Origin of the sequence: Streptomyces lycii (assembly GCF_009735685.1) — a bacterium.
GTDB lineage: Bacteria > Actinomycetota > Actinomycetes > Streptomycetales > Streptomycetaceae > Streptomyces > Streptomyces lycii.
On record NZ_WHPN01000372.1, the window covers coordinates 1 to 19944 of the forward strand.

Sequence of the window (19944 nt, forward strand, 5' to 3'; positions counted from 1 at the left end):
GCCGGTGCACGCTGTGTCCCTGCGGGATCCCGGGCGGCGCCACCGCTGGATTGGGCAGCTTATGTCAGATTCTGAGGCTTTTGCCGTCTCGTCGGGCGGGCGGCCGTCCGGTCCCGGGCCGGGAGCCCGTTAGGCTCATGGACGCAGAGCCGTTCGCAGGGCTGAACAGACACTGCGATCCAGCGTCACATCCCAGAAGGAGATGCTCGTGCCGTCCATCGACGTCGTCGTAGCCCGGGAAATCCTCGACTCGCGAGGCAACCCCACGGTCGAGGTCGAGGTCGGCCTCGACGACGGCAGCACCGGTCGTGCTGCCGTGCCCTCCGGTGCCTCCACCGGTGCGTTCGAGGCCCTCGAGCTCCGCGACGGTGACAAGAGCCGCTACGGCGGCAAGGGTGTCGAGAAGGCCGTCCTCGCGGTCATCGAGCAGATCGGCCCGGAGCTGGTCGGCTACGACGCCACCGAGCAGCGGCTGATCGACCAGGCGATGTTCGACCTGGACGCCACCCCGGACAAGTCCTCGCTCGGCGCCAACGCCGTCCTCGGCGTCTCCCTCGCCGTCGCGCACGCCGCCTCCGAGGCGTCCGACCTGCCCCTCTTCCGCTACCTCGGCGGGCCGAACGCCCACCAGCTGCCGGTCCCGATGATGAACATCCTGAACGGCGGCTCGCACGCCGACTCGAATGTCGACATCCAGGAGTTCATGATCGCTCCGATCGGCGCGGAGTCCTTCTCCGAGGCGCTGCGCTGGGGCGCCGAGGTCTACCACACCCTCAAGGCGGTCCTGAAGGAGCGCGGCCTCTCCACCGGTCTGGGCGACGAGGGCGGCTTCGCGCCGAACCTCTCCTCCAACCGCGAGGCCCTGGACCTGATCGTCGAGGCCATCCAGAAGGCCGGCTACCAGCCCGGCCAGGACATCGCGCTCGCGCTCGACGTGGCCGCCACCGAGTTCTACAAGGACGGCCTCTACACCTTCGAGGGCAAGTCCCTCTCCGCCTCCGAGATGACCGCCTACTACGCCGAGCTGGTCGCCGCGTATCCGCTGGTCTCCATCGAGGACCCGCTGAACGAGGAGGACTGGGAGGGCTGGAAGTCCCTCACCGAGCAGCTCGGCGACAAGGTGCAGATCGTCGGCGACGACCTCTTCGTCACCAACCCCGAGCGCCTCGCCCGCGGCATCGACAACGACACCGCCAACGCCCTGCTGGTCAAGGTCAACCAGATCGGTTCGCTCACCGAGACCCTCGACGCGGTCGAGCTGGCCCAGCGCAACGGCTACAAGTGCATGATGTCCCACCGCTCCGGCGAGACCGAGGACGTCACCATCGCCGACCTGGCCGTCGCCACCAACTGCGGCCAGATCAAGACCGGCGCCCCGGCCCGCTCCGAGCGCGTCGCCAAGTACAACCAGCTGCTGCGCATCGAGGAGATCCTCGACGACGCCGCCGTGTACGCGGGCCGCTCCGCGTTCCCGCGCTTCGGCCGCTAGGCAGGGGCGCAGCGCGGCACAGCACCGTTCCGTACGTCCCCGGCCGCGGTCCCGTACCGTGGCCGGGGGGACGGGCGCGGCCGGCGGCCGCCCCCGCGGACGGGCAGGGACGAGTCGGTGCCCACGGGTACGGACGACAGGGGAGGCGCAGTGGCCGCGGACCACGACAGGTTCTCCACCGCAGCCAGGCTCAAGGCGCTCGGCGGACAGGCCGCCGCCAAGGTGTACCGGGCCCGGCCCAAGCGGCGCGGCCGGCTCACCGGCCGGGCGGCGCTGCTCGCCCTCGTCGTCTGCTCCCTCGTCGTCGCCCTCGCCTACCCGATGCGGCAGTGGGTGTCGCAGCGCTCCGAGATCGCCGAGCAGGAGCGGAAGGCCGAGAACGCCCGGGAGGCCGTCGAGGAGCTGCGCGACCGCAAGGCGCGCTGGCAGGACCCGGCGTACGTGGAGCAGCAGGTGCGCGAGCGGCTGCACTATCTGCGGCCCGGGGAGACCGGCTACATCGTTCCGGACGGCGCCGGGGACGCCGGCTCGCCCGCGGACGGCACGGCGCAGCGCAGCGGCCACATCTCCGGCGAGCCGCGCGCGGCCGGTGACCGGCCCTGGTACCGCGACCTGTGGGACGGTGTGGACCGGGCCGACGCCCGCGGCTGACCGCGCCGCCCGGCCCCGTAGCCTTCCCCACGCCCCGGCTCTTGCGGATTCCGGCTTCCGGCTTCCGGATTCCCTGATCCCGCGGGCGGCGGCAGCCCCCTCCCGTCCCATCCGTAACCACCGAAGAGATCTGCGCAGGCATGGAAACGCCCCCTCCGAAGACCGAGCCCACCGAGCCCACCGAGGCGGACATCGCCGCGTTCCAGGAACAGCTCGGCCGGCCGCCGCGCGGCCTGCGGGCCATCGCGCACCGCTGCCCGTGCGGACAGCCGGACGTGGTCGAGACCGCGCCGCGGCTGGAGGACGGCACGCCGTTTCCGACGCTCTACTACCTGACCTGCCCGCGCGCCGCCTCCGCGATCGGCACGCTGGAGGCCAACGGTGTGATGAAGGAGATGACGGCCCGGCTCGCCGAGGACCCGGAGCTGGCCGCCGCATACCGCGCCGCGCACGAGGACTACATCGCACGGCGCGACGCGATCGAGGTGCTCCAGGGCTTTCCCAGCGCCGGCGGCATGCCGGACCGGGTGAAGTGCCTGCACGTGCTGGTCGGCCACTCGCTGGCCGCCGGCCCGGGGGTGAACCCGCTCGGTGACGAGGCCATCGCGATGCTGCCCGAGTGGTGGCGCAAGGGGCCCTGCGTGACACCCCGCGACGACTCCGCCGACGGGCCCGCGCCGCGCGGTCCGTCCGCCCCCGCCCCCAGCCCCGCCCCGAGGGAAGGGAACCCCGCATGACCCGGGTCGCCGCCGTCGACTGCGGTACGAACTCCATCCGGCTGCTCGTCGCCGACATCGATCCGGTCACCGGGCGGCTCACCGACCTGGAACGGCGGATGACCGTCGTCCGGCTCGGCCAGGACGTGGACCGCACCGGGCGGCTCGCCCCCGAGGCGCTGGAGCGGACCTTCGCCGCCTGCCGTGAGTACGCCCGGATCGTCGGGTCGCTCGGCGTGGAACGGATCCGCTTCGTCGCGACCTCCGCCTCCCGGGACGCGGAGAACCGGGACGAGTTCGTCCGCGGCGTCGTGGACCTCCTCGGTGTCGAACCCGAGGTGATCAGCGGGGACCAGGAGGCGGAGTTCTCCTTCACCGGCGCCACCCGGGAGCTGACCGGGCACCCGGGCATCGAGCGGCCGTATCTGGTGGTCGACATCGGCGGCGGTTCCACGGAGTTCGTCGTCGGCGAGGACACGGTGCAAGCGGCCCGCTCCGTCGACATCGGCTGTGTCCGGCTCACCGAGCGCCATCTCGTCCACGGCGGCGAGGTGACCGACCCGCCGACGGACCAACAGATCGCCGCCGTACGGGCCGACATCGACGCGGCCCTGGACCTCGCCGCGGAGACCGTGCCGCTGGGCGGGGCGCGGACACTGGTCGGCCTGGCCGGCTCGGTCACCACGGTGGCCGGGATCGCGCTGGACCTGCCGGAGTACGACCCGTCCGCGATCCACCACTCCCGGATCCCGGTGGACACCGTCCGCGCGGTCACCGAGCGGCTGCTGCGCTCCACGCACGCCGAGCGCGCCGCGATCCCGGTGATGCACCCGGGCCGGGTGGACGTGATCGGAACGGGCGCCCTGGTGCTGCTGTCGGTCATGGAACGGACCGGTGCGCAGGAGGTCGTGGTCAGCGAGCACGACATCCTCGACGGCATCGCCCGGAGCCTCGCCTGAGCAGGTCACTCTTCGGGTGAGCGGGTCTTACGGGGCCCGTGGACCGCTTGGCGTGTCCGCTGCGAAAATGTTCGTGAAACTCTTCACATGAAAAAGTGCTCCGTTGGGCCCTTCTGAGGCGTGTAACTGACGAGTAAGGGCCGCCGGAGCCTTGCGAAGCCAGGGATGCTCTCGTTTCCGTGATGTTGCGTCCAGGCTGGAGCGTGCCTGGAGCCTCACTCGTCCGGAACGGACAAGTGCAGATCACAGGGGGTGCCCGGCCCCCGGCCCGGCGCCGCGGATCCCGCCCCAGGTTAAGGACCTGATCGAGGGGCGGCGGAGTGTAGCAGAACCCTCCGGGGGGCTTGTGAAGGCCCTCACGAGCAGCCCTCCTCCGGGTGCTGGATACTCGAAACATGAGCACCACGGAGCGTCCACGGATCCTCGTAGTAGGCGGCGGTTACGTCGGCCTGTACGCGGCGCGCCGCATCCTGAAGAAGATGCGGTACGGCGAGGCGACAGTCACGGTCGTCGACCCGCGCTCGTACATGACGTACCAGCCCTTCCTCCCCGAAGCTGCTGCCGGCAGCATCTCCCCGCGCCACGTCGTGGTCCCGCTGCGGCGCGTGCTCCCGAAGGCGGAGGTCCTCACCGGCCGCGTCTCCACCATCGACCAGGACCGCAAGGTCGCCACGATCGCGCCGCTCGTCGGCGAGGCGTACGAGCTGCCGTTCGACTACCTGGTCATCGCGCTCGGTGCGATCTCCCGCACCTTCCCGATCCCCGGTCTGGCCGAGCAGGGCATCGGCATGAAGGGCGTGGAGGAGGCCATCGGCCTCCGCAACCATGTCCTGGAGCAGCTCGACAAGGCCGACTCGACGAACGACGAGGACGTCCGCCGCAAGGCGCTGACCTTCGTGTTCGTCGGCGGTGGCTTCGCCGGTGCGGAGACCGTCGGCGAGGTCGAGGACATGGCCCGGGACGCGGCGAAGTACTACCCGAACGTGAAGCGCGAGGACATGCGCTTCGTGCTCGTCGACGCCGCCGACAAGATCCTCCCCGAGGTCGGCCCGCAGCTCGGCAAGTGGGGCCTGGAGCACCTGCAGAAGCGGGGCATCGAGGTCTACCTGTCCACCTCCATGGAGTCGTGCACAGGCGGCCGCGTCGTGCTCAAGAACGGCCTCGAGGTCGACTCCGCCACCATCGTGTGGACCGCGGGCGTCAAGCCCAACCCGGCGCTCGCCCGGTTCGGCCTGCCGCTCGGCCCGCGCGGGCACGTGGACACCGCCGCCACCCTCCAGGTCCGCGGCACCGACTACATCTGGGCCGCCGGCGACAACGCCCAGGTGCCGGACCTCGCCGCCCGCGAGGAAGGCGTCGAGAACGCCTGGTGCCCGCCGAACGCCCAGCACGCGCTGCGCCAGGCCAAGGTCCTCGGCGACAACGTGATCTCCGGCATGCGGGGCTTCCCGCAGCAGGAGTACAAGCACGCCAACAAGGGCGCCGTGGCCGGGCTCGGCCTGCACAAGGGCGTCGCGATGGTGCGCCTCGGCAAGAAGGTCAAGCTCAAGATCAAGGGCCGGCTCGCCTGGTACTTCCACCGCGGCTACCACGGCATGGCCGTGCCGACCTGGAACCGCAAGATCAGGGTCTTCGCCGACTGGACGCTGGCGATGTTCCTCAAGCGCGAGGTCGTCTCGCTCGGCGCCATGGAGAACCCCCGCGAGGAGTTCTACGAGGCCGCCCGCCCGGCTCCGGCACCGGCCGACGCCAAGCCGGTCGGCGACAAGGCCGGCAGCGAGCAGGCCGGCCGGGCCGAGAAGGCCAAGGCGTCCTGACCGCCTGATCCGCCGCCCGGCCCGGGGAGACCCGGCCGGACCCGCGTCCGAAGGGGCGCCCGCCGATTCCGTGGGGCGGGCGCCCCTTCGGCGTGCCCGGGGGCGTGCCCGGGGCGCGCGGCTGATCCTTTGCCGTCGCCTTACCCGCACAGGGGACTGAAATCCGGTCGCGTCGGTGTTTTGGTGGGTGCTGGACTACAGGCCGATCCGCACCACGGAGGTGTACGACATGGCCGGTGCCGCGCCGCGGCTGACCGCTCTCGCCGAAGAACTGCTGGGTACGCCGGTTCCGGTCCGGATCCGCGCCTGGGACGGCAGTGAGGACGGCCCGCCGGGCGCGCCCGCCCTGGTCCTGCGGCACCGGCGCGCGCTGCGCCGGCTGCTCTGGCGCCCCGGCGAACTCGGTCTGGCCCGCGGCTGGGTGGCCGGCGACATCGACATCGACGGCGACCTCTACGAAGCCCTGGACCGCGTCGCCGGGCTGCTCTGGGAGCGCGACCCCGCCGACGAGCGGGGCAGCGGTAGCGGCCCGAACCACGGCCTCCGCGGCCTCCGCGGCCGCCTGGCCGCGCTGCGCGACCCCCGGCTGCACACCGCCGCCCGCGAACTGCTCGTGCTCGCCGGACCCGGGCTGCCACCGCCGCCGCCCCGCGAGGAGGTCCGCCGCCGGCGCGGTGTGCTGCACAGTCCCGGCCGCGACCGCCGGGCCGTCAGCCACCACTACGACGTCGGCAACGACTTCTACGCCCTCGTCCTCGGCCCCTCCATGGTCTACTCCTGCGCCTACTGGGAGGACGGCGGCGACCTCGAGGGCGCCCAGCGGGCCAAGCTCGACCTGATCTGCCGCAAGCTCGCCCTGCGGCCGGGGATGCGGCTTCTGGACGTCGGCTGCGGCTGGGGCGCGCTGGTGCTGCACGCGGCGCGCGAGTACGGCGTGCACGCCGTCGGGGTGACGCTCTCCACCGAGCAGGCCGTGTACGCCCGCAAGCAGATCGCCGAGGCCGGGCTCGCCGACCGGGTCGAGATCCGGGTCCAGGACTACCGCCGGGTGCCCGACGGCCCGTACGACGCGATCGCCTCCGTCGGCATGGCCGAGCACGTCGGCGCCGTGAGCTACCGCGCCTACGCCGCCACCCTGTACGGCCTGCTGCGCCCCGGAGGACGGCTGCTCAACCACCAGATCGCCCGCCGCCCCGAGCCGGCGGAGGAGGCGTACTCGGTGGACGCGTTCATCGACGCGTACGTCTTCCCGGACGGCGAGCTGGCACCGGTCGGCTCCACCGTGTCGCTGCTGGAGGAGGCCGGTTTCGAGGTGCGCGACGTGGAGGCCATCCGCGAGCACTACGCGCTCACGCTGCGCCGGTGGGTGGCGAACCTGGAGCGGAACTGGCCGCAGGCGGTGCGCCTCACCTCGCCCGGGCGGGCCCGGGTCTGGCGCCTCTACATGGCCGCCTCGGCCCTCGCCTTCGAGCACAACCGGATCGGCGTCAACCAGGTGCTGGCCGTCCGCACCCCCGGGGACGGCCGCTCGGGACTCCCGCTGCGGGCCCGGGAGTGGAGCGGCTGAGAGGGCGTCCGCGCCCGGCCGGGGGCGCGCCGCCCCGGAGCGGGGATGCGGGCGGCCGTTCCCGAGCCGCCGTTCCCGAGCCGCCGTTCCCGAGCCGCCGTTCCCGAACCAGCGGTCGCGGGCCTCCCGAGCGGGCGGGCACCGTACGTGCCGTTTGCCGCCGTTGTTCGTGACGCGGGCGCGTCGCCGTTCGTGTCGCCGTTCGTGACGCGGGCGCGTCGCCGCCGTGCCGGCGTCCGCGCCGGCTCCGGGCAGGCTCGCGGCGCCCCTGTGGCCGCCGGGTCGCGGGCCGGTCGGCAAGCCGTGCCCCGGCCGGGCGGGCTCACGGCCGCCCGCATGCCGGGGGCCCCGGCCCCGCGACACCCATCGCGGACCGGGGCCCCTGGCCCGGAGAAGCGAGCCGCGGGCTACTCGGCCTTGATCGCCTCCAGCGCGTTGAGCTTCGCCGCCCGGCGCGCCGGCCAGGCCGCCGCCAGCACGCCGACCACCGCCGCCAGACCCAGGAAGACCGCGATCCGGTCGTACGGGATCCGCATGGTGTACGTCGCCAGTTCCTCGCTGATGGACTGCCCGGCCGCCCAGGCCATGAACAGCCCCAGCCCGATCCCGAGTACCGCGCCGAACAGCGAGATCACGACCGACTCCAGCCGGACCATCCGCTTCACCCGGCTGCGGTCCAGGCCGATCGCCCGCAGCATCCCGATCTCGTGCTTCCGCTCGAAGACCGACATGGCGAGGGTGTTGACGACGCCCAGCACCGCGATCAGCACGGCCATCGCCAGCAGTCCGTACAGCATGTTCAGCATGAGGTTGATCATCTTGCCGACCTCGTCGCTGGTCGCCTGCTTGTCCTGCACCTTCACGGCCGGGTTCTCGCCCAGCGCCTCGACAAGGGTCTTCTCGGCCCCCTCCGAGGCGCCGCCCGCCATCTTCACCAGCACCTGGTAGTCGGTGACCTCCTCCAGGTGCGGATCGACGACGGCGGTCGGGACGAAGAGGCCCTGGACCATGTCGTTGCCCTCGTAGACACCGGTGACCCTCAGCGTCTCGGAGCGGTCGTCCTGGAAGGTGTACTCGAAGGTGTCGCCGGTCTTCAGCCCGTGGGCGTCGGCCGTCTCCTGGTCGACGATGGCGCCGTCCCGGTCCAGCCCGGCGAACGAGCCGCCGCTGAAGTCCAGGTCGAGCAGCTTTCCGATGGTCTTCGGGTCGATGCCGGTGAGCGGGGCCCAGCCGCCGTCGATCTCGCCGTAGGCGTTGCGCATGGGGCTGGTGGCGGTGGTCTCGGGCAGCTCGTCCAGCGTCTCGCGGACGTCGGGGGAGAGGCCGTTGCCGGTGGACATGCTGACGGTGTAGTCGGACTTCAGCAGGTCGACGGCCATCTTGTTGATCGCGCCCTGCACGGAGACGGCGATCACGGTCAGCGCGGTGATCAGGGTCAGCCCGATCATCAGCGCGGAGGCTGTCGAGGCCGTGCGGCGCGGGTTGCGCACCGCGTTCTGCCGGGCCAGCTTGCCGGCCACGCCGAAGCCGTTCAGCAGGGGCGCGGCGGCCGCGATGACGGGCCGGGACAGCAGCGGGGTCAGCACGATGACGCCGATCAGCATGGCGCCCGCCCCGGCGGCCATGAAGAGGTTCTCCTGCTGGGAGACGCCGAGGAAGAGGGCGGCGGCGCCGACGGCGGTGATGACCGCGCCGATGCTGTTGCGCACCACCAGGCCGCGGGTGGTCGGCGTGGCGTGGACGCTGTTCATGGCGGCGACCGGCGGCACCTTCGCGGCGCGGCGGCCCGGCAGCCAGGCGGCGATCATGGTGACCACGACGCCGATGACGAGGGCGGTGAGCGGGGTGGACGGGCTCACGACGAGCGGGCCGTCGGGGATGACCGCGCCCAGCGAGCCGATCAGCGAGCGCAGTCCGACGGCGATGCCGATGCCGACCCCGAAGCCCAGCACGGCGGCCACCAGGCCGACGAGCAGCGCCTCGACCAGCACGGAGCGGGTGACCTGGCGGCGGGACGCCCCGACCGCGCGCAGCAGCGCCAGCTCCCGGGTGCGCTGGGCGACCAGCATGGTGAAGGTGTTGGCGATGATGAAGACGCCGACGAAGAGGGCGATCGCGGCGAAGTAGAGCAGGGTGTCGCTCATCGACTTCGTCTGCGAGGTGATCATGTCGGCCTGCTCGTCGGCGAGGACGTCGCGGGTGATGGCCTCGGTGCCCTCCGGCAGCATCTCGCCGATCTCGGCCTTGAGTTCGGCCTGGCTGGTCCCGGCGGCGGCCTTGACGGTGATCTCGTCGTACTCCTCGGCCTTGCCGAGCAGTTCGCGGGCGGTGTCGTTGTCGAACAGCACCAGGCTGCCGCCCGCCGCGACATTGCCGTCGTCGGTGTCGAAGACGCCCGTGACCTCGGACTCGCGGACCGGGCCGTCGACGGAGAGCCGTACGGTGTCGCCGGTCCGGTAGCCGGTGCGCTCGGCGGTGCGGCTGTCGAGCGCGATCTCCTCGGGGGACTCGGGGGCCCGGCCGTCGGTGAAGTCGTAGCGGGGGTCCGTTCCGTCGCTGCCGGGGGCGTGGTTGGCGCCCAGGGTGGACCAGCCGTCGCCGACGAGCTTGCCGTCCTTGTCGGCCAGGGCGGTGAAGCCGGAGACGGAGCCGGTCGCCGACTCCGCGCCGGGCAGGGCCTCGGCCTTCCGCAGCAGCGCGTCGGTGAGGAGGGGCTCGCGCTGGTTCTCGTCGTCGGACGCCGACCAGTCGGCGCGGATGGCGACCGAGACGTGGTCGAAGCTCTTGGCGGAACTCTTCTTGAAGGCTTCGCCGACGGTGTCGGTGAAGACCAGGGTGCCGGAGACGAACGCGACGCCGAGCATGACGGCGAGGACGGTCATCAGCAGCCTGGCCTTGTGCGCGAGCACGTTGCGCAGGGCGGTACGGAACATGTTCCTGTCAATCCTGTGGGGAGCCGGGCGGTGGTCGGGGGGCTGCCGGGCGGGCAGCGGTCGGCTCAGGCGGCGCCGGGGAGGTTCCGCATGCGGTCGAGCACGGCGTCGGCGGTCGGCCGGGACAGCTCGTCGACGATGCGGCCGTCGGCGAGGAAGACGACGCGGTCGGAGTACGAGGCGGCCACGGGGTCGTGCGTGACCATGACGATGGTCTGCCCCAGGCCGTGCACGGAGTTGCGCAGGAAGCCGAGGATCTCCGAGCCGGAGCGGGAGTCGAGATTGCCGGTCGGCTCGTCCCCGAAGATGATCTCGGGGCGGCCGGCGAGCGCGCGGGCCACGGCGACACGCTGCTGCTGGCCGCCGGACAGCTCGGTCGGCCGGTGCTTGAGACGGTCCGCCAGTCCCACGGTCTCCACGACCCGGTCCAGCCACGGCTTGTCGGGCTTGCGGCCCGCGATGTCCATGGGGAGCGTGATGTTCTCCAGGGCGTTCAGGGTGGGCAGCAGGTTGAACGCCTGGAAGATGAAGCCGATCTTGTCCCGGCGCAGCTGCGTCAGCTGCTTGTCCTTCAGCGAGGTCAGCTCGGTGTCACCGATCCTGGCGGAGCCCGAGGAGATCGAGTCCAGCCCGGCGACGCAGTGCATCAGGGTCGACTTGCCGGAGCCCGACGGGCCCATGATCGCGGTGAACTCGGCCTGCCGGAAGTCGATGGAGACCCCGTCCAGGGCCACCACCTGTGTTTCACCCGAGCCGTAGACCTTGGTGAGGTCGGTGGCGCGGGCGGCGACCGCGGTGGACCGGGCGGCGGCCGGGAAGCCGGTGGAGGTGGTGGTCACGGGGGACTGCTCCTGTCGGGACGGGGAGGGGCAGCGGCTGGCGGCTGCCGGGTACGGTCCCATCCTCCCGGCCGTGCGGGCGCCGCGGATCCGTCCGAAAACCGGTTCCCGGGACCCACCTGGGAGGTAGGCGCGGGGCCCCGGTCATACCTGGGGATGACGGGGCGACCCCGACCCGTGGCCGGGGAGGGGGCGTCGCGAGCGGTCGTTAGCCGCCGTTAGCCGTCGAGATTGCGTCATTCCCGTACCGGGGTGGTGACAGGGCGCAGCGGTCCGGGCAGCAGACAAGCACCGGTGGGATGTCTGATGGACCCTCAGGCGGCCATAAAATCAGACAACATCGGCTCGTACCCCCGCTGTTCGGAGCAACGGACCCGGATAGGCTCGTGCCGCGCGCCCTGGGGAGGACCGTCAGCCGCTTCAACGGTCCGGGAAGCCGACCCCGCCCCATCGGCACGGGAGTCACGCCCGGATGGTGGAATGCAGACACGGTGAGCTTAAACCTCACTGGCCTTAAACGGCCGTGCCGGTTCAAGTCCGGCTCCGGGCACCACCCCTTGACCGGGGGTGGCCTGCATGAATGACGTGATGCGCGTGCTTCCCCCTTCCCGCTTGGCAGCAGCGTGGGAGCGAAGCGCCTGGTTCGACCCCCATGGCATACGTGGCGAGGCGGACGAACCGCGCGGGCGAGGTCACCAGCTGTCAGGTGAAGTGGCGCCTGGGCGGCGGCGGACCGCAACAGGTGGAGCAGGAGGTACTGCTCGATGGTGCGGAGGCGCGACACATCCGGCGGAAAATCGGAAACATGTGCGGTTCTGGCTTCCGGGCCGTTGCCGCTACCCTGCCGGTGCCAGGTCTAGAACCATCGCGTCGTACAGCGGCGCTTCGGGCGCAGGGTGGGATACACCCACCCTGCGGTAGCCCCAGGAGGCATACGCGTTCTGCGCGGGCGTGGCCTCCGGTTCCGGGCGCATGGTCAGCGAGACCCGTTCCGCGGTCAGGCCGTCGATCAACCGCGCGTGCAGTGTGGCGGCGATGCCGCGGCGGCGCCACGGCTTGCGTACCGCCAGCTCGATGATCACGAAGGTGCGGTCACCGGTCTCGCGTGCGAACTCCGCCGCCACGGGCTCGCGGAGGCTCTGCCACCACGTGGTGTCTGCCGGAAGGAGGAACCCGAACGCGAAGCCAATTACGTCGTTTCCGTCGCGGGCGAGGATCAGGCGGACGCCTGGGCGTTGGGCCTGGAGTCGGTAGCGCTCGATGAACTCGGCGACCTCGCGCGGGCCCTCGCAGTACGGCGGCTCGACGTAAATCTCCTCGTACGCAGGGAGAATCGCGTCCAGACGAGGGCCGACCTCCGGGCCCTCGTGGAGTTCGTACGTCACCTCAGTCATGCTGCCGCCTCTCGGGAGTGCGCGTATTCGCTCAGTTTTTCGGCAGCATCACGGGCGCTGACCGTATCCACCGACCTGAGTCGACCGGTGACCTCTGCGAGCCGGTTCATCACGCGAGTGGACTCAACCTCTTCCACGTACTCGATGCTCTCGACAGCGAAAGCGGAGCCCTCATCGACCTCGCCGGCGTCGATCAAGGCGCGGGCGAGGGTAAGCCGGTACAGCGCGCGGTTGCGCCCGTAAGTTCGATCCTGATGGGCGAGCGCGGCCCGCATGAATTGCACGGCGGCCGGATAGTGGCCGATCTCGGTGAACATCAGGCCGTGGGCGTAGTCGAGTTCGGCGTGTCCGTGGAATACGGCCCAGTCCGGGGCAGGTCGGCCCCTGTCTTGGCGGTCGATCAGCCGCATGGAGTCTGCGAGGCGGCTTCGGGCGGCTGGGCCGTCCTGTAGCAGGGACAGGGCGCGCGCTTCCCGGGAGGCGATGAGCGACTGAAGCACCGGGGAGCCCAGACCCTTGGCACGGTCCTGGGCCGCCCGGGCGAAGTCGAGCCCGTCCCGGGGGCGTCCCTCATGATTGGCCTGGAGGCTGAGCGAGGCGAGCACGAGCGTTTCGAGACCCGCGTCGCGGAGCATCGTGGCCGTGGCCAGGGCTTCCCCCCAGTAACGGCGGGCGGCGTCCTGGTCGTCGGCGTCGTACGAGAGCCAGGCGACGTGTTCAGCGGTCTCCCCGGCGAGGAGCTGTAGCTGCCGGCCGATGGTGTCCGGGAATCGGCTGGTGTTGATCACGCGGCGGACGCGGCGCAGGTGCCGTACCGCCAGAGACCGGACGCTCGCACCGCCGTACGCGTCATCGAACTGGTACAGCGACCGTAGCCCGTCGCGGAGTTCGAAGAGATGGGTGGTACCCACCGCGCCCCCACGGCCGGGCGGGGTCAGCTCGGAGCCGGGAGGGGGTAAGCCGGTTGCTGCCGCTGCGCCGAGTGAGTCGGCTAGGAACGCTCGTCGGTCCACGTTGGTGCCTCCATGGGGGAACGGTAGTGCACCCCTCACGGTGGCACCCGGCGGTGGACCGGGAAACCCCAGTTCTGTCGGGCAGACTCCGAACATGGCGTAAAGCACCCGCCAGGCGCGAGCTCGCGGAGCGGGCGGTGACGGACTGCGCCACCGCCGGTATTGGCGATCAGTCAGCGTAACGGCAGAGCCGATGACCTGCGCCGTCACCTCGAATGCTTGCAGAAAGTCCGCTGGCCTTTCCCACCCGTGCTCGATGCATGCCCGTTCGAATGGCGTGAGCGATGCGGCCACTTCGTGCCTCCGGCGATCCATCTGTGCACTGACCGTAGTGGCAACGGTGGTGCGAAAGACCGGTCGTTGTGAAAAGTCCGCCGAAAGGTCCGCTCGGAGTTCCGGCGCAGACCGTTGTACCGGGCGTTTCCTAGTCGTCACCACACACGATGGGAAGGAGCGCATACCGTGACGACCACGCACACCAACCCGGCGCCGACCACGGTGTTGACGCATCCCGCCGAGCAACAGCGGCAGGACGTTACCGACTCTTGGAGCCCTCCGGACCGGCACGAGTGGCAGCCCGCCGGCGTGGCCTGGGACCCGGTAAAGGCGCCCGCCTACCTCGGTGACCGGGCACTGGCACGCCTCGGAGACACTTCGGGTGCCATCGTGCGCGACTACTACCGGCACCGCCTCTACTGGTTCGTCCCGCCCGGGACGGCGGCCTCCTGGAGGCCGGTGCCGTCCGTCAAGACGTACGGCCGGGGGGCCTGGATCGAAATTCCGCCCGCCGGTCTGCGCAAGGGACTCGGCCCGCACTGGGTGCGGGAGCCCGCGCCCGTGACCGGCCCCGGGCTGGCGCCGCTGCTGACCGACCCCGGGGTGCTGCACGAGGCGCTGACCGCGGCGCACGTCGCTGTGAACGGCCCGCCGATCGAGGCGCGCCGGTGACCGCCAAGAAGTACCCGCGCGGGGCGGCCGACGGCCTCAAGCAGGCCGCTACCGCGGTGCTGATCCTCGCGGCCGCCGCCCTGCTCCTCGTCCCCGTCCTCATGGAGACGGCCCCGGGCCGATAGGCCCCTCTGACCACCTCCGCCGCTCCGTCTCCCCGGCGGCGGAGGACGGCCGCCCGCATGCGGAGCCGGGCGGCCGACGGCGGGGCCCTCGGATCCGGCCCTCCGAGGGCCCCGCCGCACCTTCCGCCCGGGCCGCGTGCGACGGACGTGGGGCCAGGCGGGAGACACCACACCGTCCTGGCCCGGACGCACGGCGGTGCCGCCCGGGCCCGGGTGCACCCGATGAACCGATGAGAGGCAGAGACACGCTGTGACATTACGAGCGCTGTTCACCCCGGCACCGGCCGGCCGAACCGGTGCGAGGCAGCCGTGACGGTATGCGAGTTCCGCCACGAGGCGGGCCGGGCGCACGACCGCCTGGCCGCCCGGCTGGAGACGGCGATGGAGGGCCTGCCCGAGCTGGTCCAGGACGTGACCGGTCTGCCCCTGCCGACAGACCCGCCGCTGGTGGTGCGCCTGGTCACCCTGCGGCAGTGGCGGCGGGCGCTCCAGACCCACCACGATCACCTCCTCCGGCGTGAGGTCCGCCGGACACGGATGACGCTCCTCCAGGTTCTGCGCGCGGCGCGGTGGCAGAAGAAGGTGCGCAGGTACCGGCTCTCCCGGTGGATCCAGGTCGCTGCCCAGACGGTCGGGGACAGGGACGGCCGGCCGCAGGTGCTGGCGATCGCCGATGCGTTGCACCACACCGGGACGACCGACGCCGGGCTGATCAAACTGCTCGGGCACGAGCTGACGCACGTCGCGCAGCACCAGGCCGGCGGCGGATTCGCACTGGACGCCGCGAACCTGCGCCTCCTGGTCGTCCGCCACCGGCCGGACGGCGCTGTCCAGGACTACTGGGGGCTGACCGAGGGACACGCGATGTGGTCCGAGGAGGAGATCACCCAGCGCCGGCTCGGCCGCGCTGTGCCGTTCGGCGACGGGGAGGACACCGAGGTCGGCCGGCGTGAGCGCGAGCGGTACGCCGACGGGGTGTACCGGGAATGGATAGACGGCTACGAGACGGCCGGCGACTGGGCGCGCCATGTGATCGAGGAGCGGGGCCTGGAGGCGTTCAACAGGATCTGGAGCCTCCCGATCCTGTGCCCGACCGAGGGGGAGATCCGCGCCCCGGACAGCTATCTCGCATACCTGGACCGCCACGTCACACGGAGCGACGCGCGCCCCGATATCGGGGCCCTGGTGAAAAAAGCCTTCCTGGCAGACGGTCAGCCGCCGATCACCCAGCCGTAATCCGCCCGCACGCCGAGCGGCGTGCCAGGGCGTAGACCCCCGGGCCCGGCCGTCCGTCACCCGTCACGACGGATGGCCGGGCCCGGGCTCGACGTGTAGAGAGCGAGCGAGATGCCCGAGACCACCAGCGAACTGAGAGCCCTGCTGTACGAATTGCGCGGTGATACGCCGGACGACCTCGTACGGGAGGCGGCAGCCCGAGTCGGCCGCGTGATGCACGACGACATGACGCGCCTCGGGGTGTGGGAGACGGCCGCGCCGATCGACCGCGCCGCGGTGCTCTGGGCGATGATCAGCGGCCCGGGCCTTGCCACGGTATCCGAGGCCCGCCTCGCCGAGGACTGGCGGAATCTGCTCGACCTCGTCAGGCACGTGATCGGCCTGTGCGACGGACCCACCCACCTCTCCCCACGGCACATCCAGAGCCGGGATTCCGACGAGCTCCACGGGCGCCTCCAGCGGCTGCCGGAGGGGTGGCGGCAGGAGGTCGTGCGGCGGATCGCCGCCGGCGCGAACATGGCGAGCACCATCGCCGACGCGCAGATGGCGATCAACCGGCTCCGGTCCCGTGGAATCGATCCCGCCGCGGCCGCGACGCCCGAGTTCGAAACGGCGGCCGACCGATGAGCCAGATGACCCGGCAGAGCCGTCCGGACTTCGTGTGGCTGCTGGAGGACCTGGTCGACCGGGTCCCGCACGCCCGCATCGCGCTCCTGCTGTCCGGCGACGGTCTTGCCATGGCAGCCCACGGCGCTGAACCCGATCTCGTCGACAAACTTGCCGCTGTCGCCAGCGGCATCCACGGCCTCGCCCGTACTGCAGGCATCGAGGTGGCGGACGACGGCGGGGTGCGCCAGGTGATCGCCGAGCTCGCGACGACGACGCTGTTCGTGACGACAGCAGCAGCCGGTACCCGGCTCCTCGTCATCGCCGGCCGGGACGCCGACCCGGGAGTCCTGGGCTACGAGACGGCCGCTCTCGGCAAGAGGGTCGGCACGCACGTGAGCACCCCTGCCCGCACCCCGGCTCAGAGCGCCGGCTGACCAAACTGCCCCCGGCCGCGTCATGCTCCTGAGCGGCACGGCCGGGGCGCGGGCTCCACCCCCAGAGCGCTACAACCGGGCCTGCCCGGGCGGGGCCCCTTGCAGAAGAGGACACGCGGCGCGCTGGGGCCTACTGGCAGCTGCGGCCTGACCGCGGTCGCCGGACAAGCTCCCGTCCGGTCGTGCTCGGCACCGGCCCGGACGGGGTACCACCGGTCATCCACCCGGGACGGCCGGACCGAGTAAGAGGAGTTGGCACACGATGACCGCCCTGACCCTCGCCCCGGCGACCGAGTTCCGTACACGGGACCCGGAGTCGCTGCTGAACGCGGTTCAGCCGCACATCAAGCACCTGACCGTCAACGTCCACGACAGCGGTATGACCATCTGGGAGCGGGAGATCGCGCTGCTGCTGCGTGATCACACGATGGTGCGGGACATGGCAGAACGCATCCTCGGCAACGCCGTGATGTACACGATGGCGTCGATCGAGCACCCGGAGGTCCACCTCGGCGTCGGGAAGCTGGTGGACATCGGCGTGCACCAGCTCATCCTCGACACCCCGGTATGGTTCGCGATCTGCGACCGGTACAACGGCGGCCGGTACAAGCACCACGCCCCGTTCATCCAGCGGCGCGGTGACGGGACCTGCCTGCGCACGGCGGAGTTCCTGCGCTCGATCGGGTTCGCCGTGGACGAGGAGCTGTGGGCCGTCGACGGGGCCGACTGTTCCCCGTGCGACAGCAAGGCGCCGGACAGTCACTGATCCGCCCGGCCAGGTTGCCCCTCGTCCCCGCTGTGCGGGGGCGGGGGGTGGGAGCCGTCATCACGACGACTGAGGAGGCACCGTGCCGATCGATCACGACCTGGACGCCGAGGCGGAGCTGTGGGACACCTATGCGCAGACGGCGTTCGAGCCGGACGCGCCGCCGGGGCTCAACTGGACGCAGTACAAAGGGCACGGGCCGGGCGCCGAGCTGCTGGGCGTCCCGCGGCGGGTCCTGGAGATCGGCTGCGGCACCGGCCGGGCGCTGGCGCACCTGGCGCAGCAGGGGGTGGAGGCGCACGGCGTCGACCTCTCACCGGTGATGGTGAAGAAGACCACGGAGCGGTGGTCCGGCACCGGCGCGGTCTTCCACCTGGGCGACGTGCTCACCCACCTGGCCGAGGACCGGAGGACGTACGACGCGGTGTACTCGGTGTTCGGAGCGGCCTGGTTCACCGACCCGTCGCGGCTGTTCCCCCTCGTGCGCGCCCGGCTGGCCCCGGGCGGGGTGTTCGTGTTCTCCCAGCCGCCGGCCATTCCCGGGGCGTACGGGCCGCAGGGGATGTACAAGGGCGGGTTCGCCGGGCGGGCGATGTTCACCTACCGGTACAGCTACCGGCCCGCGGTGTGGGAACGATTCCTGACGCGGGCCGGATTCGCCTCGGCGGAGGCGACCGTGCTCGAAGCTCCGTGCGAGGGGCATATCGGCACGCTGCTGGTACGCGCCGTCGCGCAGTGACCCCGAGGGCCGCCGTGCTTCCCGTTACGGCCACCTCGTCCGCGGCACAGTCGTGCACGTCTCCTCACTGAACGGCGGGTCCCTGAACGGAGCGGGTCCCTGAACGGCGGGCCGACGCCTGTACAGGCACGTGGGTACGTCACCAAGCCGCCGGATGAGGTCGAGCGGCAACGGTCCGCCCTCCCGAAGCCGAAACGCTCGGGGAGCGGCCCCGACTCCTCGGCCACCGGCAGGGTTGAGCGGCTGGCCCGGAATCGGCCGTGTGGCCGCCCCGCCGCGGAACGCCGCCGGGGCACAGCCGCCGAGGGGTTCGGCGCACCGGGCGAGCGGTGAGACTTTTCGTGGGGCGAGGGGCTAGCATCAGCGGTCGCGGAGAGCGTCAGCGCGGTGGGACGGGTGCCCGGGGGAGGGGAACGGCGGCGTGCAGGTGCAGATCGTCGTGGACGGGACGGACGGCGACCAGTCCCTGACGTCCCTCTACCGCTGGCTCCTGCAGGACCCGGAAGTCACCCGCGACGCGGTGGTCCTCCCGGTGGCCGACCGGCCCGGGGCCGGGGAGATGGGCGGGGCCTTCGAGGTCCTGAACGCGGTCCTCACCCACGCCGTCGCCCTCGGCGGACTCGCGGTGTCGTGCGCCGCCTGGCGCGCGTCGCGTCCCCGCGCCCCGGTGATACGCATCGAACGCGACGGCGTGACGGTCACCGTCGAGGACGGTTCGCCGGACACCGTGCGCCGCGTCGTCGAGGCCTTGGACGGACCGGAGCCGCGGGCCGCCCCGGAGGAGGACGGCGCCGCGGCCGACGGAGCGCACGGTGCCGTCGGCGGGCCCGGGCAGGGGCCGGAGTAGCCATGGCGGTGCTGCCGGACCCAGAGGCCTCGCAGGCACTGCTCGTCGGAGTCCACGCCTACGAGGGCATGGAGGACCTGCCGGCCGTCGAGCGCAATCTGACCGGGCTCCGGCAGGCGTGGACCGATCCCGGCGTGTGGGGGCTGCCGCCGTCGCACTGCACGGTGGTGTCCCAGCCGCCCAGCCCGCAGGCGGTGCTCGACACCCTCGGAGAGGTCGCCTCCCGCGTCACCGACACCCTGGTCGTCTACTACGCCGGCCACGGGCTCACCGATCCCGTCACCGACGAGCTGTATCTCGCGCTGCCCGGCTCGGACCCCGAACGCACGTACAGCGCCCTGCCGTACGACTGGCTGCGCCGCGCCATGCTCGACCCGCGCGTACGGGCCCGCCGCAAGGTGATGATCCTGGACTGCTGCTACAGCGGCCGGGCCCTGGTGGGCGGCATGAGCGCCGCCACCGAGATCGCCTCGCAGGTCGCCGATCACGCGCTCATCGAGGGCACCTGCCTGCTCGCGGCCTCCTCGGCGACCCGCAAAGCCCTGTCTCCGCCGGGCGAGCCGTACACCGCCTTCACCGGTGAACTGATCACGCTCCTGACCGAGGGCGTGACGGACGGCCCGCCCCTGCTGGACATGGTGACCGTCTACCGCCAGCTGTACATGACACTGGCCGCCAAGGGCAGGCCGCTGCCCCAGCAGCGCAATCGCAACACCGGCGGCCTGGTCGCCCTCGCCCGCAACCGCGCCACCGCCCTTCCCGCACCACCGGCCGCCCAGGCTGCACCGACGGCCGCCCAGCAGCCGGGGCCTGCCGGGGAGCGGCCGTCCGCGCAGCCGGGGCCTGCCGGGGAGCGGCCGTC

19 protein-coding genes and 1 tRNA gene are annotated in these 19944 nt (G+C 71.9%); 16 read left to right on the forward strand and 4 right to left on the reverse strand.

Annotation, left to right across the window (positions count from 1 at the left end; genetic code table 11):
- Window positions 1-202: 202 nt before the first annotated feature.
- The 6 genes from eno (at window position 203) to GCU69_RS25000 (ending at window position 7199) form a co-directional block, all read left to right on the forward strand.
- A complete protein-coding gene (eno, locus tag GCU69_RS24975) occupies window positions 203-1489 on the forward strand; it encodes a phosphopyruvate hydratase (protein WP_176604646.1) in 1287 nt (428 codons plus the stop codon).
- 150 nt (window positions 1490-1639) lie between these two features.
- On the forward strand, window positions 1640-2140 hold the full coding sequence (locus GCU69_RS24980) for an FtsB family cell division protein (RefSeq protein WP_156207242.1): 501 nt from the start codon (window positions 1640-1642) through the stop codon (window positions 2138-2140).
- A 140-nt stretch (window positions 2141-2280) separates the two neighbouring features.
- On the forward strand, window positions 2281-2877 hold the full coding sequence (locus tag GCU69_RS24985; RefSeq protein WP_098752266.1) for a DUF501 domain-containing protein: 597 nt from the start codon (window positions 2281-2283) through the stop codon (window positions 2875-2877).
- The gene (locus GCU69_RS24990; RefSeq protein WP_156207243.1) at window positions 2874-3815 is read left to right on the forward strand and encodes a Ppx/GppA phosphatase family protein; all 942 of its coding nucleotides are present in this window, start codon (window positions 2874-2876) and stop codon (window positions 3813-3815) included. The genes GCU69_RS24985 and GCU69_RS24990 overlap by 4 nt, the downstream gene beginning before the upstream one ends.
- Window positions 3816-4210: 395 nt before the next feature.
- Complete coding sequence (locus tag GCU69_RS24995; RefSeq protein ID WP_098752264.1) at window positions 4211-5632, forward strand: NAD(P)/FAD-dependent oxidoreductase; 1422 nt, start codon at window positions 4211-4213, stop codon at window positions 5630-5632.
- 229 nt (window positions 5633-5861) lie between these two features.
- Complete coding sequence (locus GCU69_RS25000) at window positions 5862-7199, forward strand: class I SAM-dependent methyltransferase (RefSeq protein ID WP_098752268.1); 1338 nt, start codon at window positions 5862-5864, stop codon at window positions 7197-7199.
- A gap of 407 nt (window positions 7200-7606) precedes the next feature.
- Here GCU69_RS25000 and GCU69_RS25005 read toward each other — a convergent pair whose 3' ends face one another.
- Window positions 7607-10132 carry an ABC transporter permease gene (locus GCU69_RS25005; RefSeq protein WP_156207244.1) on the reverse strand — a complete coding sequence of 842 codons (2526 nt, stop codon included), beginning with the start codon at window positions 10130-10132 and terminating at the stop codon, window positions 7607-7609.
- A 65-nt stretch (window positions 10133-10197) separates the two neighbouring features.
- The gene (locus GCU69_RS25010; RefSeq protein ID WP_156207245.1) at window positions 10198-10971 is read right to left on the reverse strand and encodes an ABC transporter ATP-binding protein; all 774 of its coding nucleotides are present in this window, start codon (window positions 10969-10971) and stop codon (window positions 10198-10200) included.
- A gap of 466 nt (window positions 10972-11437) precedes the next feature.
- Between GCU69_RS25010 and GCU69_RS25015 the strand changes: the two genes are divergently transcribed.
- Window positions 11438-11524 (forward strand) — tRNA-Leu (locus GCU69_RS25015).
- 283 nt (window positions 11525-11807) lie between these two features.
- On the opposite strand, the gene GCU69_RS25020 is transcribed toward GCU69_RS25015, so the two are convergent.
- Both GCU69_RS25020 and GCU69_RS25025 read right to left on the reverse strand, forming a co-directional pair.
- Entirely contained in the window at window positions 11808-12365 is a 558-nt protein-coding gene (locus GCU69_RS25020; protein ID WP_156207246.1) for a GNAT family N-acetyltransferase, read from the reverse strand.
- On the reverse strand, window positions 12362-13276 hold the full coding sequence (locus GCU69_RS25025) for a hypothetical protein (RefSeq protein WP_235978693.1): 915 nt from the start codon (window positions 13274-13276) through the stop codon (window positions 12362-12364). The genes GCU69_RS25020 and GCU69_RS25025 overlap by 4 nt, the downstream gene beginning before the upstream one ends.
- Before the next feature lie 564 nt (window positions 13277-13840).
- Here GCU69_RS25025 and GCU69_RS25030 point away from each other — a divergent pair.
- From GCU69_RS25030 to GCU69_RS25065, 9 genes are all read left to right on the forward strand, one after another.
- Window positions 13841-14326 (forward strand): hypothetical protein, encoded by a 486-nt coding sequence (locus GCU69_RS25030; protein WP_156207248.1) that lies wholly within the window; start codon window positions 13841-13843, stop codon window positions 14324-14326.
- On the forward strand, window positions 14323-14451 hold the full coding sequence (locus GCU69_RS34440) for a hypothetical protein (RefSeq protein WP_268969337.1): 129 nt from the start codon (window positions 14323-14325) through the stop codon (window positions 14449-14451). Before GCU69_RS25030 ends, GCU69_RS34440 begins: the two co-directional genes overlap by 4 nt.
- Window positions 14452-14760: 309 nt before the next feature.
- Window positions 14761-15687 (forward strand): zinc-dependent metalloprotease, encoded by a 927-nt coding sequence (locus GCU69_RS25035; protein WP_156207249.1) that lies wholly within the window; start codon window positions 14761-14763, stop codon window positions 15685-15687.
- 111 nt (window positions 15688-15798) lie between these two features.
- Entirely contained in the window at window positions 15799-16314 is a 516-nt protein-coding gene (locus tag GCU69_RS25040) for a hypothetical protein (RefSeq protein ID WP_156207250.1), read from the forward strand.
- The gene (locus GCU69_RS25045) at window positions 16311-16730 is read left to right on the forward strand and encodes a roadblock/LC7 domain-containing protein (RefSeq protein ID WP_218037976.1); all 420 of its coding nucleotides are present in this window, start codon (window positions 16311-16313) and stop codon (window positions 16728-16730) included. The genes GCU69_RS25040 and GCU69_RS25045 overlap by 4 nt, the downstream gene beginning before the upstream one ends.
- A 262-nt stretch (window positions 16731-16992) precedes the next feature.
- A complete protein-coding gene (locus GCU69_RS25050; RefSeq protein ID WP_098752255.1) occupies window positions 16993-17496 on the forward strand; it encodes a hypothetical protein in 504 nt (167 codons plus the stop codon).
- A gap of 82 nt (window positions 17497-17578) precedes the next feature.
- On the forward strand, window positions 17579-18235 hold the full coding sequence (locus GCU69_RS25055) for a class I SAM-dependent methyltransferase (RefSeq protein WP_156207251.1): 657 nt from the start codon (window positions 17579-17581) through the stop codon (window positions 18233-18235).
- Window positions 18236-18656: 421 nt separating this feature from the next.
- The gene (locus GCU69_RS25060; protein WP_156207252.1) at window positions 18657-19082 is read left to right on the forward strand and encodes an effector-associated constant component EACC1; all 426 of its coding nucleotides are present in this window, start codon (window positions 18657-18659) and stop codon (window positions 19080-19082) included.
- A gap of 2 nt (window positions 19083-19084) precedes the next feature.
- On the forward strand, window positions 19085-19944 hold an 860-nt coding region (locus GCU69_RS25065; protein ID WP_170315925.1), incomplete at its 3' end, for a caspase family protein.